This window comes from Microbacterium sulfonylureivorans (genome assembly GCF_003999995.1).
Classification (GTDB): domain Bacteria; phylum Actinomycetota; class Actinomycetes; order Actinomycetales; family Microbacteriaceae; genus Microbacterium; species Microbacterium sulfonylureivorans.
On the sequence record NZ_RJAD01000001.1, the window covers coordinates 135,333 to 153,680 of the forward strand.

The window sequence follows — 18,348 nt, forward strand, 5'->3', positions numbered from 1 at the left end:
CGGGAAGACCACCGGCGGCGCTGCTGTGCGCGGCGAGGGCACCCGGCCATACTGAGCGCATGGATTCCGTGAACGAGTGGCTGGTGACGTGGGGCGACAACCTGTGGACCTGGGTGGTGCTGCCGGTGGTGGTGATCCTCGGCGTCTACTTCACCGTGCGCTCGGGCGTGGTGCAGTTCCGCCTGGTGCCGGAGATGTTCCGCACCCTGACCGATAAGACCCCCCGGACCGCGGACGGCGAGCCGCAGTCGGTCTCGGCCTTCCAGGCCTTCACGATCTCAGCCGCATCGCGGGTCGGCGTCGGCAACATCGCCGGCGTGGGCACCGCGATCGCGCTAGGCGGACCGGGCGCGGTGTTCTGGATGTGGGTGATGGCCTTCATCGGCGGAGCCTCCAGCTTCATCGAGTCCTCGCTCGCCCAGCTCTACAAGACGCGCGACGGCGACCAGTTCCGCGGCGGACCCGCGTATTACATGCAGCGCGGTCTCGGCGCGCGCTGGATGGGCATCCTGTTCGCGGTGATCCTCATCGTCTGCTTCCCGTTCGCATTCAGCTCGCTGCAGGCGAACACGATCTCGGCCACCGTCACCGCCACGGTCGGCGAGGCCGGCGCGTGGCTCCCCTGGGTCGTCGGTGCGCTGCTCGCCGCTCTCACGGCTCTCGTCGTCTTCGGCGGCGTGCGCCGCATCGCCTCCGTGACCCAGACCCTCGTACCCGCGATGGCGCTGCTGTACCTCCTCCTCGGACTCGTGGTGGTCGCACTCCACGTCGACCGTCTTCCCGCGGTGTTCGCGGAGATCTTCACGTCGGCCTTCGGGTACGACGAAGTCGTCGGCGCTGCGCTGGGCTACATCATCCTCACCGGCGTCCGGCGCGGGATGTTCTCCAACGAGGCCGGCCTCGGCTCGGCGCCCAACGCAGGGGCGAGCGCGGCGGTGACGCACCCCGTCAAGCAGGGCCTGGTGCAGACGCTCGGCGTGTACTTCGACACCTTCCTCGTCTGCACCATCACCGCGTTCATCATCCTGGTCTCGGTGCCCGACCTGTCCAACGCGACGAAGGGCATCGGGCTCACTCAGGGCGCACTCGTCAGCACGCTCGGCGAGTGGTCGAACATCGTCCTGACGGTCATCATCTTCCTGCTCGCCTTCTCCTCCATCCTCGGCAACTACTACTACGGCGAGTCGAACATCGAGTTCATCACGCGTCGACCGTGGGTGCTGGTCTGCTACCGCCTGCTCGTCGTCGCCGCAGTCCTGGCCGGCTCCGTCGCGGGCGCCGATCTCGTCTGGAGCTTCGCCGACGGCGTCATGGGACTCATGGCGCTCACCAATCTCATCGCGATCGCGCTGCTGTCGGGGATCGCCTTCAAGCTGCTCAGCGACTACACCGCGCAGAGGCGCAGCGGACGGGACCCGGTGTTCACACGGGACCGCCTGCCCGGCGTCCGCGGCATCGAGCTCTGGGAGGACGAGCTGTCGGTGACCGGCCCGATCGACGTGGAGACGAAGCGGCGGCAGTCGGAGAAGCATCGCGACCACCTGCACAAGGACGCCTGACCGCGCAACCCCGCCGGCCGTGCGCGCACGGCGACCTAGGCTGGCCTCATGCCGGGGCCCGCTGCGAAGTCCGTCGCCCGCGAGGCGGAGTCCAGCGCGGTGTTCGAGGCGTTCGCGCGCGCCGGGTACGTCGCGAACGGAGTCGTCCACGTCCTGATCGGGGTGATCGTCCTCGTCATCGCGCTGGGCGGTCGCGGGGAGGGCGACCAGGCGGGGGCGCTCAAGGCCGTCGCCGGGGCCGCCCTCGGCTTCGTGCTCCTGTTGTTCATCGCGATCGCGCTGTGCGCGCTCGGCCTCTGGCATACCGCCGAGGGCATCCTCGCCCGTGATCTCTCGGGCGATGTGAAGGGCGCGGCGCGGAAGTGGGGGCGTCGTGCCGCCGAGTGGGGCCAGGCGCTCGTCTTCCTCGCGCTCGGGGTCATCGCCGCCGCCGTCGCGCTCGGTGCGCGGCCCGACGCCGAAGAGGCGGCGGAGTCCGCCAGCCGCGGCCTGCTGGTCGTTCCGGGAGGGCCGATCGTCCTCGCCCTCATCGGCGTCGGCATCGGCATCGGCGGGGTCGCGTTCATCTCGATGGGCTTCCTCCGCAGCTTCCGCAACCGCATGGACATCCCGGACGGCGCGGTGGGTCGGTCGGTGACGGTCCTGGGCGTCGTCGGGTTCGTCGCCAAGGGCGTGGCCCTCGCGATCGTCGGGGTGCTGCTGCTCATCGCCGCGATGCGGGCGGATGCCGAGACCGCCGGCGGCATCGACGGCGCGATCGATGCCCTGCTCGCCCTCGCCCTCGGCCCGGTGCTCGTCGGGATCGTCGGGGCGGGATTCATCGCCTACGGCGTGTTCACCGTGGCCCGCGCTCGCTACGCGCGGATGTGAGGCGGGCATCCGTCTTGTCAATCCCCTGTCGCGCGCCCGCGACGGCGGGGAGCGTCGGAGCATGACCGAGACACAGACAGAGCCCGAAGAGGTCACCGGCCTCGATGCGATCGCGAGGGTGAAGGAGCTCGTCGAGGACATCGACTTCACGATGCTCACGACGCAGGACCCCGCCGGGAACCTCGTGAGCAGGCCGATGAGCACGCGGCGGATGGATGACGACGGCGACATCTGGTTCTTCACCCTCGACGACACCAAGAAGGTCGCCGAGGCGCAGGCCGACCCGGGGCACGACGTGGGCCTGGCCTACATCGACGCCAAGGGCCACCGGTACGTGTCCGTCGCGGGCCACGCCGTCGTCGTCCACGACGAGGCGATGATGAAGGAGCTCTACACCCCCGATCTCGACATCTGGTTCGAGGACGGGCTGGGCACGCCGGGGATCGCCCTGCTGCGGGTGACTCCGGCGGAGTGCGAATTCTGGGAGCCGCGACACGGCAAGGTCGTGATGGCCGCCGGAATGTTGAAGGCCCTGGTGACCCGCGGCACTCCGGACGACATGATGCGCCACGGCCGCGTCAGCTGCTGAGCCCGAGCGGACGAGGGCGGCACCGGTCCGCGCCGGTGCCGCCCTCGGATCGCCGGTGTGCTCAGCGGCGGTAGACCTGCACGACCGAGGGCCGTGGGGCGTTCGGCACGTCGCCGAGAGCGCTCGAGCCGTAGTCCGGGAAGAGCGACGTCGGCGCGGCCACGGTGCCGCCCTCGCCGGGGTGCTGGACGGCGACGAAGACCAGGCCCTCCCGGTCGTGGATGACCGGTCCGCACGTCTCGGCGTCCCGTGGCACCGAGAGGAACTGCTGCACGTGACCGCGGTCCGGACCGGTCAGCGGCACGAGGAAGAGGCCGTCGTTGTACCCGATCGTGCTCGGGGCGCCGTCCGTCGAGATCCAGAGGTTGCCCGCAGAGTCGAACGCGACGTTGTCGGGGCACGAGATCGGCGAGACGAGCTCCTTCGGGAATCCCGCGAAGTACGAGTTCGCGAAGACGGCGGGATCGCCGCAGAGCAGAAGGATGCTCCACCCGAAGGTCGTCCCGGCCTGACCACGGGTCTCGGTCATCTCGATGACGTGGCCGTAGCGGTTGCCGGTGACCGGGTTCGCCTCGTCGAGCGTCGCCGCCGACCGTGCCGAGTTGTTCGTGAGGGCGAGGTACACCTTGCCCGTCTTCGGGTTGGGCTCGACGTCCTCGGGGCGGTCCATCTTGGTGGCGCCGACGGCGTCGGCCGCGAGGCGGGTGTGGACGAGCACCTCCTCGATCGTGAAGCCGGGGACGACGCTCCTGCCGTTCTTGGTGAGCGGGATCCAGATGCCGCGGCCGTCGAACTTCCCGTCCGCGGGCAGCGCGCCGGTCCCGGTGATCTCGGCCGCGGGCGAGTCGCCCGAGAACCTGGCGACGAAGAGGTCGCCCTCCGAGAGGAGCGTCAGGTTCTTCTTGCGCGAGCCCGAGATCCGGTTCTTCGACACGAACTTGTAGAGGTAGTCATTGCGCTCGTCGTCGCCCATGTAGGCGACCACGCGGCCGTCCTCGGCGACGATGACGTTCGCGCCCTCGTGCTTGAAGCGTCCCATCGCTGTGTGCTTGCGCGGCGTGGACGAGGGGTCCTGCGGGTCGATCTCGACGATGTAGCCGAATCGGTTGGGCTCGTTCACGTAGCCGGGATCGTGCGCGTTGAAGCGCGGGTCGTAGGTCTCCCACCCGGTGGACGTCGAGGTGGACGCGGTCGACTGGTAGCGCTTCTGGGCAGGTGTGTTCGCGGCCCACGCGAAGTAGCCGTTGAAGTTCTCCTCGCCCGACAGGATCGTGCCCCAGGGCGTGGTGCCACCGGCGCAGTTGCCGAGCGTGCCGCGCACCCAGCGGCCCTCGGGGTCGGCCGCCGTCTTGACGAGGTCGCTTCCCGCTGCCGGACCGGTCAGCTCGAAGACCGTCTCGACGGTGATCCGGCGGTTCCGCCTGCCGCCCACGACGTACGACCAGGGCTCGCCGGTGCGGCGGCGGGTGATCTCGACGACCGACATGCCCTGCGCGGCCTTGTAGATGTCGCCGCGGCGGCGGAGCTCTGCAGCATCGGCGGTCGGGGGGAACATGATGTTCGGGTTGACGTACTCGTGGTTGTTCACCAGCACGCCGGTCCTGCCGCTCGGGTCGGCGAGGATGTCGAGGTAGTCGCTGTTGTAGCCGAACTGGAGCGCCTGCGCCTCGGGCGTCTGCGCCGCGAGCGAGAACGCCGGGGCGCTCTTGAACAGGGGATCGCCCCAGCGGATGATCGGCTCCCACGTGAAGCCCTCGGGGACGGTGAACGCGTCGACACTCGACGCCACCGGTGCGATCGGCTCGAACCGGAGACCGGCGCGGCCGGGTCGTCCGAACGCCGCACCCGGTCCTGCGGCGCCTGCGGCGGCGGCCCCCGAGACGGGCGCCTGTCCGCCGGCGGCGCCGACCGCGATCGCGACCGCTCCGGCTGCTCCGAGGCCCAGCAGCGCCCGGCGCGAGAGGGCGGCGTGCGCCACCTCCTGGAAGGTCTTGTTGCCCGAGGTGTTGCACTCGGGGCTGGTGCACGCGTTCGCGCACTTCAGCTGGCAGGTCACCCCCAGGCGCTTGCCTCGCGCGTGCTCCGCGAGCGGAAGCGAACGGCGGTTGTTCTCGATGATGGTCACGATGTGCCCTCCCTGGATGCGACTGCGCCAGCATCGTCCCGGGCGGGTACATCGCGGCGACGCGGAGGTGAACGGCGGGCATCGGCCAGATGAGAACGCGCTCATCCCGGCGTCCGCAGGGTCGGTCAGCCGCCGGGTACGCCGAACACGCCGATGCCGCGACCTGGGTCGCGGCATCCGCTGCCGCGTTCTGCGGTCAGCGGCGCAGGCGCTCCACCGCGTCGGCGATCGTCACGGTCTCGCGGTCGCCGGTGCGGCGGTCCCACAGCTCGACCTGGCCCTCGGCCGCGGCGCGTCCGACGATCACGATCTGCGGCACGCCGACGAGCTCCGCGTCGCCGAACTTCACGCCGGGCGACACCTTGGGCCGGTCGTCGTAGAGGACGTCGAGACCGGATGCCTCGAGCTGCGCCGACAGCTGCTCGGCGACGTCGAACACGACGGGCTCGCGGCCGGTCGCGACGACGTGCACGTCGAACGGCGCCACCGACGCCGGCCAGATGAGCCCCTTGTCGTCGTTGTTGAGCTCGGCGATGATCGCCAGGATGCGGGTGACGCCGATGCCGTACGAGCCCATCGTGACGGTGACGAGCTTGCCGTTCTCGTCGAGCACCTTGAGGCCGAGGGTCTCGGCGAAGAATCGGCCGAGCTGGAAGACGTGTCCGATCTCCATGCCGCGGGCGAGCTCGACGGGGCCGGAGCCGTCCGGCGCCGGGTCGCCCGCACGGACGCTGGCCACCTCTACGAAGCCGTCCGCGGTGAAGTCGCGTCCGGCGACGAGGGTGTGCACGTGCTTCTCATCGATGTTCGCGCCGGTGACCCACGCCGTGCCGTCGACGACGCGCGGGTCGAGCAGGTAGCGGATGCCGGTTGCCGACTCCTCGCCGAGGACCGGGCCGGTCTCGGACCACGGGCCGATGTACCCCTTGACCAGCAGCGGGTTCCGCTCGAAGTCGGCCTCCGTCGCCGGCTCGACGACGGCGGGTGCGAAGGCGACCTCGACGCGCTTGTCGTCGACGTCGCGGTCGCCGGGGACGCCGATGATCACGAGCTCTCGCGTGCCGTCGAGGTGGGTGAGGGCGAGCACGACGTTCTTGAGCGTGTGCGCCGCCGTCCACTCCGTCACGCCGTCCGTCGAGGGACCGGCGACACCGGGCGCGGGAGCGTCGAGGTGCGCGTTGGAGTGGTCGACGAGCGTCTGGATGGTCGGCGTGTTCGGCGAGTCGAAGATCACCGGGTCGCCGAGCCCGTCGAACGGGATCGCCGCGGGCACCGTCGTCGTGTATGCCTCGACGTTCGCCGCGTACCCGCCGGACGAGCGCACGAAGGTGTCCTCGCCCACCGCGGTCGGGTGGAGGAACTCCTCGGAGCGGGCGCCGCCCATGAGCCCGTTGTCGGCCTGCACGATGACGTACTCCAGGCCCAGCGTCTGGAAGATGCGCTCGTACGCGTCGCGCTGACGCTGGTACGAGGCATCCAGCCCCTCATCGGTGTAGTCGAACGAGTACGCGTCCTTCATCGTGAACTCGCGGCCCCGCAGGAGGCCGGCGCGGGGACGGGCCTCGTCGCGGTACTTGTCCTGGATCTGATAGATCGCCAGCGGCAGGTCCTTGTACGACGAGTACAGGTCCTTCACGAGGAGGGTGAACATCTCCTCGTGCGTGGGAGCCAGGAGGTAGTCGGCCCCCTTGCGGTCCTGGAGGCGGAAGATTCCGTCGCCGTAGGACTCCCACCGACCCGACGCCTCGTAGGGCTCACGGGGCAGCAGGGCGGGGAAGTGCACTTCGTACGCGCCGGCCGCGGCCATCTCGTCGCGGATGACCTTCTCGATCTTCGCCTTGACCTTCAGGCCCAGCGGCAGCCACGCGAAGATGCCCGGGGCGTTGCGCCGGATGTACCCGGCGCGGACGAGCAGGCGATGGCTCGTGACCTCGGCGTCGGCCGGGTCCTCGCGGAGCGTGCGGAGGAAGAAGTGTGAGAGACGGGTGACCACGAGGGTCAAGTCTAGAGGCGTGGCGAAGCCGCCGAGCGAGGGCGAGTCCTCGCGGGAAGCTCCCCGGGGGAGGGAGATCGGCGGTGGGATGCCGCGGCCCGCGCGTCAGGAGATGCGACGCCGCCCCGCATGGAGCACGGTGCGCACCACCAGGCCGGCGACGAGCGCCCAGAACGCGGCGCTCACCCCGAGGATCGCGACGCCGGACGCTGCGACGAGAAACGTGACGACTGCCGGCATCCGCTCCCCCGGATCGTCGATCGCCTGCTGCACGGCATTGCCGAACGCCGCGAACAGCGCCACTCCGGCGACCGCCGGGATCACCGCCTCGGGCGCGAGCAGCACGAGCGCGGCGAACGCCGCCGATGCCGCGCCGAGGACGAGGCTCGCCACGCCGGTGGACACGCCGGCCACCCACCGCCGCTTCGGGTCGGCGTCGGCCTCGGGGCCTGCGGCGAGCGCCGCGCTGATGGCCGCGAGGTTGATGGCATGGCCGCCGGCCGTCGCGCCGACTGCGGTGCCGATCCCGGTGACGAGCATCGCGGGCCGCCACGGCACCTCGTATCCGAAGCTGCGCATGATCGCGACACCGGGCACGTTCTGCGACGCCATCGTGACGATGTAGAGCGGGATCGCGATGCTGACGAGCGCCCCGAGCGTGAAGGCGGGCATCGTGAGCTCGACGTGCGGCAGCAGCAGGGCCGGGTCGACGGATGCCCCTTCCTGCGCGAGTGAGACGCCCACCACGATCGCGGCCGCGACGAACGCGAGCGGCACCGCCCAGCGGGGCGCGAGGCGTGCGAAGACGAGCCACGTCAGCACGACCGGCACGACGCCCCACGGGTTGACCACGATGCCCGTGACCGGTGCGAGGCAGAGCGGCAGCAGCACCCCGGCGAGCATTGCCTGCGCGATGGAGGGCGGGATGCGGGCGATCAGTCGTCCGAGGTGCGGCCAGAGTCCGGTCAGCACGATCAGAGCGCCGACGACGAGGAAGGCACCGACGGCCGCGGGCCAGCCGCCTTCGACGACGCCCGTGGCGGCGAGCAGCGCGGCGCCGGGCGTCGACCACGCGACGGTGATCGGCATCCGGTATCTCCAGGCGAGGATGAGCGAGCCGAGCCCCATCGTGACGCACACGGTCAGGAGCCCGCTCGCCGCCTGCGCAGGCGTCGCGCCCACGGCACGGAGTCCCGTCAGCACGACGACGAACGCGCTCGTGAATCCGACGAGCGCAGTCACGATCCCGGCCGTGATCGGCCGGGACAGCGGGTCGGTCGCGTGGACCCCGGTCATGCCAGCGCCTCCGCGATCATGCGGTGCCCTTGTCGTTCGAACTCCTCAGCGCCCACCTGGTGCGCCCACACCGCAGTGCCGATCGCCTCGCGCAGCCGCACGAGGCGCCAGTGCTCGGGCGTGCGCGGGTCGTCGCCGTACCCCTCGAAGAATGCGCGCTCGGCAGCGGGGCTGGTGAGCCACTCCTGCGACGCGAGACGCGCGAAGTCCGTCACCGCCGACCGGAGTCCGAACCGCCCGAAGTCGATCACCCGCACGACGCCGTCGTCGACGAGCCAATTCCGCGGCTGCCAGTCGCCGTGGGTGGGCACGGCCGGAGGGATCTCGGGGGATGCCGCGCTCAGCGCCTCGCGGAGCCGCCGCTCCGTCTCCGCGTCGATGCGGTGCGGCGAGTCGAGCCACGCGACGGCTCGGCGTGCCGCGGCCTCCTCGGCCGCGTCGCCGTCATGCGACGACTCATCGTGGAACTGCCGCAGCAGAGCCCCCGCCTGACGGTGCACGTCGGGATCGAGCGCCGCGGCGGTGGCACCGGCCAGCACGCCGGGGAGGTAGTCCAGCACCAGGATCCGCCGGGAGGCGTCGGCGTGCCGGAGCCGGGCGGCGCGGCCCTCCGCGACCCACGCGTCGGTCGCTCCGTCGTGCGCCTGGAGCTCGCGGAGGATGTGGTGGTTCGCCGGCCCGCCGGCCTTGACGATGCGCTCCCCGTCGGGAGTGTCGACGTGGAGCACCACGGTGTCCGTCTGCCCCCAGCTCAGGTCTTCGACGATCTCGAACCGACGGAGCCACGACGTCAACACCGCGGTCTGATCCGAGGTGAGCGCGGGCATCGCCCGAGTCTAGCGGCGGCGACCGGCCGCACAGCGGGCCACCCGTCGCCGACCGGCCCGTGCGCACTCCGCGCCGTAGCCTGGACGGATGACGACGATCCTCCTCACCGGATTCGAGCCCTTCGGCGGCGACACCGCGAATCCGTCGGGCGACGCCGTCGACATCGTCCGGGGGCGGTGGGACGGCGCCGAGGCGCTGATCACCGCCATCCTGCCCGTCGCGTTCGCCGGCGCGGAGGCGGAGCTCGCCCGCCTCGTCGCCGACCACTCCCCCGACGTCGTCATCGCCGCAGGCCTCGCCGGGAACCGGGCGGTCGTCTCGGTCGAGCGCGTCGGCGTCAACCTCATCGACGCGCGCATCCCCGACAACGCCGGCTCGCAGCCGATCGACGAGCCGAGCATCGAGGGCGCTCCGGCCGCGTACTTCGCGACGCTGCCGGTCAAGGCGATCGCACACGACATCGCAGCGGCGGGCATCCCGTCCGAGGTCTCCCACTCGGCGGGGACGTTCGTCTGCAATCACGTGCTCTTCCGCGCGCTGCACCTCGCGGCAGATCGCCGCGCGATGCGGGCGGGCTTCATCCACGTCCCGTGGTCGGCCGAGCATGCGCCGTCGCCGGATGCCGCGGCCCTGCCGCTCGCCGACATCGCCCGAGCGCTCGAGATCGCGGTGCGCACGAGCATCCGCACGACGGAGGATTCCCGCATCAGCGGGGGGACGATCTCCTGACCGGCCGCAGCGGCCGACCGCGGATCAGCTCGTCAGCACCTGCGCAGTGCCGACCGGGGCATCCGGGCCCATCTCGTCGGCGATCCGGTTCGCCTCTTCGATGAGGGTGGCGACGATCTCTGCCTCGGGCACCGTCTTGATGACCTGGCCCTTGACGAAGATCTGGCCCTTCCCGTTGCCCGAGGCCACGCCGAGGTCGGCCTCACGCGCCTCGCCGGGACCGTTGACGACGCATCCCATGACGGCGACGCGCAGCGGCACGGTCATGTCCTTGAGGCCCTCGGTCACGTTGTCGGCGAGGGTGTAGACGTCGACTTGGGCGCGACCGCACGAGGGGCACGAGACGATCTCGAGCTTGCGCTCGCGGAGGTTCAGCGACTGCAGGATCTGGTGGCCGACCTTGACCTCTTCGGCCGGCGGCGCCGACAGCGAGACGCGGATGGTGTCGCCGATGCCCTCCGACAGCAGGATGCCGAACGCCGTGGCGCTCTTGATCGTGCCCTGGAAGGCGGGACCCGCCTCGGTCACACCGAGGTGCAGCGGCCAGTCGCCGCGCTCGGCCAGCAGACGGTACGCCTTCACCATCACGACCGGGTCGTTGTGCTTCACCGAGATCTTGAAGTCGTGGAAGTCGTGCTCCTCGAACAGCGACGCCTCCCAGACGGCGCTCTCGACGAGCGCCTCGGGCGTCGCCTTCCCGTGCTTCGCGAGGATGCGCTTGTCGAGCGAACCGGCGTTCACCCCGATGCGCAGCGACACCCCCGCGGCCTTCGCGGCAGCGGCGATCTGCCCGACGTTCCCGTCGAACTCACGGATGTTGCCCGGGTTCACGCGCACCGCGCCGCACCCGGCGTCGATGGCGGTGTAGATGTAGCGGGGCTGGAAGTGGATGTCGGCGATCACCGGGATCTGACTCTTCATCGCGATGATCTTCAGCGCGTCGGCGTCGTCCTGGTGCGGCACAGCCACGCGCACGATCTCGCATCCCGAGGCGGTGAGCTCGGCGATCTGCTGCAGCGTGGCGTTGATGTTCGTCGTCTGCGTCGTCGTCATCGACTGCACGCTGACGGGCGCGTTCCCGCCCACGAGCACTTTGCCGACCTTGATCTGGCGGGTCTTGCGACGGGGGGCGAGCGTTTCGGGGACCTTGGGCATCCCGATGTTGACTGCTGGCACGCCCCCAGCCTACGCGGCGTCCGCACGTCGAGGCTGTGAACGAAGCGGATGCCGCGGGCCGTGTATTTTGGCGGCCATGAGCATGAGCCACCGCCTCACACGGATGACCGGTCGCGACCCGAACGAGCGCCACCGGGCGGCGACTCCCCTCGAGCTGCTCTTCGACCTGACCTTCGTGGTGGCGTTCAGCCAGGCCGGCACCCAGACGGCGCATCTGCTCGAGCTCGGCGACACCGTCAACGCGATCATCGCCTTCGCATTCGCCACGTTCGCCGTGTCGTGGGCCTGGATCAACTACTCGTGGCTGGCGTCCGCCTACGACAACGACGACATCTTCTTCCGCATCGCCACGCTCATCGAGATGCTCGGCGTGCTGATCCTCGCGCTCGGGCTCCCGCCGTTCTTCCACTCGATCCAGGAGGGCGAGCACGTCGACAACGGGGTGATGGTCGCCGGCTACGTCGTGATGCGCGTCGCCACGATCGCGCTGTGGCTCCGTGCCGCGAAGCACGACCCCGCGCGTCGGAAGACCTGTCTCGCCTATGTCGTGAACATCTCGATCGCCCAGGTGGGGTGGGTCGCGCTCATCTTCCTCAACCTCTCCCTTCCGGTGACGTTCTTCTTCACGACGCTGCTGTCGCTCTTCGAGCTCGCCGGGCCCTACTTCGCCGAACGTCGCTTCGGGCGGACGCCCTGGCATCCGCACCACATCGCCGAGCGCTACGGCCTGCTCGTGATCATCACCCTGGGCGAGGTCATCCTCGGCACGATCCTCGCGATCTCCGCCGTCGTCGAGGTGCTCCACGAGTGGACGCTGGAGGCCGCGCTCGTCGCCCTCGGCGGAACCACCCTCGCCTTCGCGATGTGGTGGGTGTACTTCATGCTGCCGTCGGGTCCCGTCCTCGCGCGCCATCCGCGGCGCGGGTTCGTGTGGGGCTATGGGCACATGTTCCTGTTCGGCTCGATCGTCGGCGTGGGAGCCGGACTCCACGTCGCGGCGAACGTCATCTCGCACGAGGCGCACGTCGGCGCGGAGTTCGCCCTGCTGACCGTGGCCGTGCCGCTGCTGATCTTCGAGGTGGCGCTCTTCACGATCTACTCGCTGCTCGTGCGCGAGTTCGACCCGTTCCACGTCTGGCTCTTCCTCGGCGCCGTCGCGATGCTCGCGCTGAGCGTGCTCGCCGTCTGGGCGGGCGCGAGCATCGGCATCTCGCTGTTGATCGCCGCGTGCTCGCCGATCGTCATCGTCGTGGGGTACGAGACCGTCGGCCACCGGCATCAGGCGGCCGTCCTCGAGCGCGACGCCGTGTGATGCGGCCCGTCACCGGGAAGATGCGGCGAACACCCGTGTGGTAGGTTCGGCCCATGTCCGCGACCCTCACCTGGTGGCTCACCGCATAAGGCGGTGGGTTCGCGCGACCTCAGACCGCCCTCGGGGCGGTCTTTCTCTTCGTAGGGCGACCGCCCCCACGACGAAAGACCGATCATGACCGGGCTCGCCCATCTCCCCCTCCGCGACCTCGCTGCGCGCGGCATCCCGTTCGCCCTCATCGCCCGCGACGCGTCGACCGTCGAAGTGCTCACCGGCGACGTCGTCGACGTGGCGGCGCTGGCGGACATCCCGCTGACCGATGCTTCGGGCGCGCCGCGCGAGGTGCTCGCCCTCGTGCCGTTCCGGCAGGTGACCGAGCGGGGATTCGAATGCCATGACGACGGTGCTCCCCTCCGCTGCCTCGTGATCTCGGACCGGTCGGCGATCCCTCGTGACGTTGCGCTCGCCCAGCTGCCGACCGAACCCGTGCCGCTCACCGATGCCGGGTTCGACATCGACGACGAGGCGTACGCCGAGATCGTCCGGCGCGTCATCGCCGACGAGATCGGCCGAGGCGAGGGCGCGAACTTCGTCATCCGTCGCGACTTCACCGCCGGTGTCGACGTCGACCCGGCGACAGCCGCGCTGACGTGGTTCCGGGCGCTGCTCGAGTACGAGCGCGGCGCGTACTGGACCTTCGCCTTCGTGACGCCCGGCCACGTCGCCGTGGGCGCGAGCCCCGAGGCCCACGTCAGCGCGCGTGACGGCGTCGTGACGATGAATCCGATCTCGGGCACGTTCCGCCACCCGGCCGGCGGTGCCACAGCCGAGACCCTGACCGAGTTCCTCGAGTCCGCCAAGGAGACCGAGGAGCTCTTCATGGTGGTCGACGAGGAGCTCAAGATGATGAGCGCCGTCTGCTCCGACGGCGGGCGCATCACCGGTCCTCACCTCAAGGAGATGTCGCGCCTGACGCACACCGAGTACGTGCTGCGCGGGCGCAGCCGCCTCGATCCGCGCGACATCCTCCGCGAGACGATGTTCGCCCCGACCGTCACCGGGTCGCCCATGCAGAACGCGTGCACCGTCATCACCCGGCACGAGCGCACCCCGCGCGGCTACTACTCGGGGGTCGCCGCCCTGTTCACCCCCCGCCTCCCGGCGGGAGCCGCGGCGGCGGCCGACGAGCCCACGCACGACCTCGACGCTCCCATCCTGATCCGGACCGCGTACCTCGAGGACGGGCGCCTTCGCGTGCCCGTCGGGGCGACGCTGGTGCGCCACTCCGATCCGTACGGCGAAGTCGGCGAGACCCACGGCAAGGCCGCGGGCGTGCTCGGCGCCATCGGCGCGATCGCGAGGGAGATCGCCGCGGAGCAGGCCGTCGCGATCGACGAGGACGCCCCGGCCGCGGAGCCCCGGCTCCTCGCCGACGATCCCGCCATCGCGTCGCTGCTCGCGTCCCGCAACTCGCGCCTCGCGTCGTTCTGGCTCAATCCGCAGGGCCGGGAGTCGGCCGGCCCGTTCGCCGGACGGTCCGCCCTGGTCGTCGACGCCGAGGACCGCTTCACGACGATGCTCGCGCATCAGCTCCGTCACCTCGGGCTCGACGTCCGCATCGCACCCTGGAGCGAGGTGACCGACGAGCAGATCGACACCGCCGAGCTCGTGGTCTCGGGCCCGGGGCCCGGTGACCCCCGCGACCCGTCGAGCCCCCGCATGCGGCGGATGCAGCAGATCGTCGCACGTCGCCGCGCCGCCGGTCGTCCGATCCTCGCGGTGTGCCTCAGCCACCAGATCCTCGCCGACTCGCTCGGGATCGACCTCGCCCCGCTCGCTGCGCCGCACCAGGGTCTGCAGAAGACCGTCGACCTGTTCGGGATGCCGGCCTCCATCGGGTTCTACAACACGTTCACGGCGCGCGTTCCGTCGGGCACCACGCTCGTCGGGAAGACCGAGGTCGCCGCGGATCCCGTCACCGGCGACGTGTACGCGCTGCGGGGGCCGGGCTACGCGTCGGTGCAGGGGCACCTCGAGTCGATCCTGTCGCGCGACGGGATGACGACGCTCGAGCGCCTCGTTTCCCATGCCCTCGAGCCCGTGGGGGCCTGAGCGCGATCAGCGCGCCAGCCGGGCTGCGATGAGCCGCCGCTCGGCCTCGTTCGCGGTGAGCTCGAGGGCCCGCAGGTCGGCGGCGAGCGCCTCGTCCTCGCGCCCGAGGTCGCGCAGCAGCGACGCGCGCACCGCGTGCCAGAGGTGCGATCGCGACAGCGCCTCCTCGAGCGCGTCGGCCTCGGCGAGCGCGGGCTCCGGCCCGTCCACCCGAGCCAGCGCGACCGCACGGTTGAGGCGCACGACGGGCGTGCGATCGTACGCGAGGAGCATGTCGTAGAGCGTGATCACCTGCAGCCAGTCCGTCGACGCGGCGTCCGCGGCATCCGCGTGGCACGCCGCGATCGCCGCGTGCAGCTGCCAGCGTCCGGGCCTGCGCAGCCGCGCCGCCCGCTCGAGCGCGCCGCGCGCCTCCGCGAGGAGCGACCGGTCCCAGCGCGATCGGTCCTGATCGGCCAGCAGCACGAGCTCGCCGTCCACGGCCCTCGCCGACTCCCGCGCCCGATGGAACAGCAGCAGCGACAGCAGTCCGTGCGCCTCCGGCTCGGCGGGGAGCGCGGCGGAGACGACGCGTGCGAGCCAGACGGCGTCATCGGCGAGGTCGCGGTCGGCCGCGGCATCCCGCCCCGCCACCAGGTGCGCTTCGCTGTACATGACCGAGACGATGGTCAGCACGACGTCGAGCCGCTCGGCGCGTTCCACGCCTTCGGGGATGCGCAGCGGGATCCCCGCGGCGCCGATCTTGCGCTTGGCCCGCACGATCCGCTGGCCGACCGCGGTGTCGGCGCTGAACGTCGCGCGCGCGATCTGGGCCGTCGTCAGCCCGCACACGGCGCGCAGCGTCAGCGCGAGCTGCGCCTCGGCCGAGAGCGCCGGGTGACAGCATCCGAACAGGAGCGGCAGTCGGTCGTCGATCTCGGGCTCGGGCGCGTCGCGGCCGGCGGGGTCCGGGGCGATCAGCGCGAGCTTCTCGCGAAGGCCCTTCTCCCGCCGGATCCTGTCCAGCGCGTTGTGGCGCGCCGCCTGCGTGAGCCAGGCACCCGGGTTGGGCGGGATGCCCCGGTCCCGCCACTCGCGCACCGCCTCCTCGACCGCCTCGCTGACGGCCTCCTCGGCGACGTCGAGGCTCCCGAACGAGCGGGTGAGGGTCGCGACGAGCCGCCCCGACTCCTCTCGCACGACTCGGGCGAGGAGCAGATCGGATGCCGCGACCCCGCCGCGCTCGTCGCCCTCATCCGGGCCGTCGGCGTGCGGTCGCGGCATCCGGCGTGCTCACTGCTCGAACATGCTGTAGTCGACGACCATCGGCCGCACCTCGACCGCCACACCGGGCAGTTCGAGAGCGGGCCAGGTCTTCGCGATCGCGATGGCGGCGTCGAGGTCGGGGGCGTCGATCACGCTGAACCCGCCGATGACCTCCTTGGCCTCCGAGAACGGCCCGTCGGCCACGACGGGTGCGTCGCCGCCGTGCTTGACGGTGGTCGCGGTGGAGAGCGGCTGAAGCTCGGCGCCGGCATCGTCGATGTGCTCGGCGTTGTCGGCGAACCACTGGTAGATCCGGCCGTAGACGGCCTGTGCGCGCTCCGGCGGCACGGCGGCGTCGAGTTCGGGTGTGCTGGTGAACATCAGGACGTACTTCACGGTCGTGGTCCTTTCGTCAGTGGAACCGTTTCATCCCCACAGCGAATGGACAAGACCGATTTCGACAGTCCTGCCGAAACTCGGTGTCAGCCGAAGAGCGAGACGGGGTTCACAATGTCGGCGAGGATCAGCACGGCGCCCATCGCGATGAGCGCGATGACGACCACGAACGTGACCGGGACCAGCTTCGTGGCGTCGACCGGCTTCGGCGGCGGACGGTGGAAGACCTTCGCCCACACCCGCTTGATGCCGTCCCACAGAGCGACCGCGATGTGCCCGCCGTCGAGCGGCAGAAGGGGAATGAGGTTGAAGACGAACAGCGCGATGTTGAGCGCGGCGAGCAGTTCGAGGAATCCGGCGACGCGGTTCAGGACAGGGGCGTCCGCGGCTGCGACCTCGCCCGAGAGGCGCCCCGCGCCGACGATGCTGAGCGGGCCGTTCGGGTCGCGCTCCTCACCGGTGACGAGGGTGACTCCGGTCTCCCACACCTTGACCGGCATCTGCCACATGATGCCGGCGACCGCGCCGACGCGCTCGAACGCCATCTGCGGGGCGGCCCAGATCGGCTCGCGCAGGTAGGCGACCTCCTGACGGATGCCGGCGATTCCGACCTCCTCCGTCTGCGGCTGACCGTTCTCGTCGAGCACCGGCTCGCCCCGTGCGTCGGTGACGGCCTGCTCCACCGAGACCGGCGTCAAGGTGAGGTCCTGCGTCTCGCCGTCGCGCTCGACGGTCACCGCGATGACCTGTCCAGGCGACGCCTGGATCAGCGCCGCAGCCTCGGCGAAGGTCGAGATCGGCTCGCCGTCGACGGCGACGAGGACGTCGCCGGGCTGAATACCCGCGGCCGCCGCCGGCGCGGCAGGGTCGGACGCCTGGCACTCGGTGCGGTCGGCCTCGGCCGGGATGATGCACTCGCTGACGCTCGACACCGTGGTGGTCGCGCTCTGCACTCCGATCCCCGACAGCAGGATCGCGAACAGCACGATCGCGAACAGCAGGTTCATGACCGGCCCGCCGAGCATGATCACGACGCGCTTCCACACGGGCAGCTTGTAGAAGACGCGTTCGTCGTCCTCGCTCAGGAGCGTTTCGTCGTTGGCGGCGCGGGCGTCCTGGACCATCGTCGCGAAGAACCCGCCGGCCGCGCGCCCGGATCGCTGGCCGGATGCCGCAGCCGCGAGCTGCTTCGGCGAGGGCGGGTACATGCCCGCCATCGAGATGTAGCCGCCCAGGGGGATGGCCTTGAACCCGTACTGCGTCTCGCCGACCCGCTTCGACCAGATCGTCGGGCCGAACCCGATCATGTACTGGCCGACGCGCACGCCGAACTTCTTCGCGGGCCATAGGTGGCCGAGCTCGTGGAGCGCAATGGACACGGCGAGGCCCACGACCATGAGGACGACGCCGATGACGAATGCGAGAGCTTCCACACCCACACGGTACCCGCGTCGGGCTTTGAGTTGGCCGTGACCGCGTCCGCGGCCCCGCTAGGCTCGGGGATCAGGAGGATCCCGTGACCCCACGCCACGTTCGCGCCCTGCGAGGCGCCGCGGCGGCATGGATCGCGACGATCGTCGCGGCGACCTCCCACACCCTCGCCGGCGGCGGAGCCCCGGCGCCCGCGCTCGTCGGCGTGCTGGGCATCCTCGCCTCTCCCCTTGCGATCGCCCTCGTCGGACGCCGGCTCTCGGCCTGGCGGGTCGGAACGTCCGTGCTCGCGGCCCAGGCGCTCTTCCACGTCTCATTCGCCCTGACGGCCGGTGTCGATCCGACGGCGGCGACCGGACACGTGCACCACGCGACACTGGACGCCTCGGCAGGACCCGCGACCGGCATCCTCCCCGACATCCCCATGCTCCTCGCCCACGCTCTCGCGGCGGTGGCGACGATGCTCGCCCTCTACGGCGGAGAGCGGATGCTGCGCGCCCTGGGCCGGGGCATCCGCTCGATCCTCCGTCGCGCCGGCGACCCCGCCCCCGCGCCGGTCGTGCTCCTGCGCCTCGCGGCCGTCACCACGCGCGTCATCCGCTCGCTCGGCGTCGTCCTCTCGGACGTCTCCCGGCGCGGTCCCCCGTCTTCCGTCATCGCGGCCCTCTGACCGCGGCATCCGATCGG

The 18,348-nt window shown here is 71.0% G+C and carries 15 protein-coding genes; 7 read left to right on the top strand and 8 right to left on the bottom strand.

Features of this window, described 5'->3' with window-relative positions:
• Positions 1 to 59: 59 nt before the first annotated feature.
• The 3 genes from EER34_RS00660 (at position 60) to EER34_RS00670 (ending at position 3,018) form a co-directional block, all read left to right on the top strand.
• Positions 60 to 1,559 carry an alanine/glycine:cation symporter family protein gene (locus EER34_RS00660; RefSeq protein WP_127472667.1) on the top strand — a complete coding sequence of 500 codons (1,500 nt, stop codon included), beginning with the start codon at positions 60 to 62 and terminating at the stop codon, positions 1,557 to 1,559.
• A 48-nt stretch (positions 1,560 to 1,607) separates the two neighbouring features.
• Positions 1,608 to 2,429, top strand: a complete 822-nt coding sequence (locus EER34_RS00665; protein WP_127472668.1) for a DUF1206 domain-containing protein — start codon at positions 1,608 to 1,610, stop codon at positions 2,427 to 2,429.
• 61 nt (positions 2,430 to 2,490) lie between these two features.
• A complete protein-coding gene (locus EER34_RS00670) occupies positions 2,491 to 3,018 on the top strand; it encodes a pyridoxamine 5'-phosphate oxidase family protein (RefSeq protein WP_127472669.1) in 528 nt (175 codons plus the stop codon).
• 61 nt (positions 3,019 to 3,079) lie between these two features.
• Here the strand turns inward: EER34_RS00670 and EER34_RS00675 are convergent, their stop codons facing one another.
• The 4 genes from EER34_RS00675 to EER34_RS00690 all read right to left on the bottom strand — a co-directional run bounded on the left by EER34_RS00675 (position 3,080) and on the right by EER34_RS00690 (position 9,259).
• Positions 3,080 to 5,143, bottom strand: a complete 2,064-nt coding sequence (locus EER34_RS00675; RefSeq protein ID WP_240642055.1) for a PhoX family protein — start codon at positions 5,141 to 5,143, stop codon at positions 3,080 to 3,082.
• Positions 5,144 to 5,339: 196 nt separating this feature from the next.
• Positions 5,340 to 7,136, bottom strand: coding sequence for a proline--tRNA ligase (locus EER34_RS00680; protein WP_127472671.1), 1,797 nt, complete (start codon positions 7,134 to 7,136; stop codon positions 5,340 to 5,342).
• A 105-nt stretch (positions 7,137 to 7,241) separates the two neighbouring features.
• Positions 7,242 to 8,432 carry a benzoate/H(+) symporter BenE family transporter gene (locus EER34_RS00685; protein ID WP_127472672.1) on the bottom strand — a complete coding sequence of 397 codons (1,191 nt, stop codon included), beginning with the start codon at positions 8,430 to 8,432 and terminating at the stop codon, positions 7,242 to 7,244.
• Positions 8,429 to 9,259, bottom strand: a complete 831-nt coding sequence (locus EER34_RS00690; RefSeq protein WP_127472673.1) for an aminoglycoside phosphotransferase family protein — start codon at positions 9,257 to 9,259, stop codon at positions 8,429 to 8,431. Before EER34_RS00690 ends, EER34_RS00685 begins: the two co-directional genes overlap by 4 nt.
• Positions 9,260 to 9,347: 88 nt before the next feature.
• On the opposite strand from EER34_RS00690, the gene pcp reads away from it, so the two are divergent.
• A complete protein-coding gene (pcp, locus tag EER34_RS00695; protein WP_205791295.1) occupies positions 9,348 to 9,989 on the top strand; it encodes a pyroglutamyl-peptidase I in 642 nt (213 codons plus the stop codon).
• 24 nt (positions 9,990 to 10,013) lie between these two features.
• Here pcp and ispG read toward each other — a convergent pair whose 3' ends face one another.
• Entirely contained in the window at positions 10,014 to 11,165 is a 1,152-nt protein-coding gene (gene ispG / locus EER34_RS00700) for a flavodoxin-dependent (E)-4-hydroxy-3-methylbut-2-enyl-diphosphate synthase (protein ID WP_205791297.1), read from the bottom strand.
• A gap of 76 nt (positions 11,166 to 11,241) precedes the next feature.
• Between ispG and EER34_RS00705 the strand changes: the two genes are divergently transcribed.
• Together EER34_RS00705 and EER34_RS00710 are read left to right on the top strand one after the other, a co-directional pair.
• Entirely contained in the window at positions 11,242 to 12,477 is a 1,236-nt protein-coding gene (locus tag EER34_RS00705; protein WP_127472674.1) for a low temperature requirement protein A, read from the top strand.
• 174 nt (positions 12,478 to 12,651) lie between these two features.
• The gene (locus EER34_RS00710) at positions 12,652 to 14,589 is read left to right on the top strand and encodes an anthranilate synthase family protein (protein WP_127472675.1); all 1,938 of its coding nucleotides are present in this window, start codon (positions 12,652 to 12,654) and stop codon (positions 14,587 to 14,589) included.
• A gap of 6 nt (positions 14,590 to 14,595) precedes the next feature.
• On the opposite strand, the gene EER34_RS00715 is transcribed toward EER34_RS00710, so the two are convergent.
• The 3 genes from EER34_RS00715 to EER34_RS00725 form a co-directional block, all read right to left on the bottom strand.
• Positions 14,596 to 15,852 carry an RNA polymerase sigma factor gene (locus EER34_RS00715; protein ID WP_127472676.1) on the bottom strand — a complete coding sequence of 419 codons (1,257 nt, stop codon included), beginning with the start codon at positions 15,850 to 15,852 and terminating at the stop codon, positions 14,596 to 14,598.
• Between the two features lie 9 nt (positions 15,853 to 15,861).
• Positions 15,862 to 16,230 (bottom strand): YciI family protein, encoded by a 369-nt coding sequence (locus tag EER34_RS00720; RefSeq protein ID WP_127472677.1) that lies wholly within the window; start codon positions 16,228 to 16,230, stop codon positions 15,862 to 15,864.
• Positions 16,231 to 16,316: 86 nt separating this feature from the next.
• Positions 16,317 to 17,663, bottom strand: a complete 1,347-nt coding sequence (locus EER34_RS00725) for a M50 family metallopeptidase (RefSeq protein WP_127472678.1) — start codon at positions 17,661 to 17,663, stop codon at positions 16,317 to 16,319.
• An 83-nt stretch (positions 17,664 to 17,746) separates the two neighbouring features.
• On the opposite strand from EER34_RS00725, the gene EER34_RS00730 reads away from it, so the two are divergent.
• Positions 17,747 to 18,331 carry a hypothetical protein gene (locus tag EER34_RS00730; protein WP_127472679.1) on the top strand — a complete coding sequence of 195 codons (585 nt, stop codon included), beginning with the start codon at positions 17,747 to 17,749 and terminating at the stop codon, positions 18,329 to 18,331.
• Positions 18,332 to 18,348: the final 17 nt, after the last annotated feature.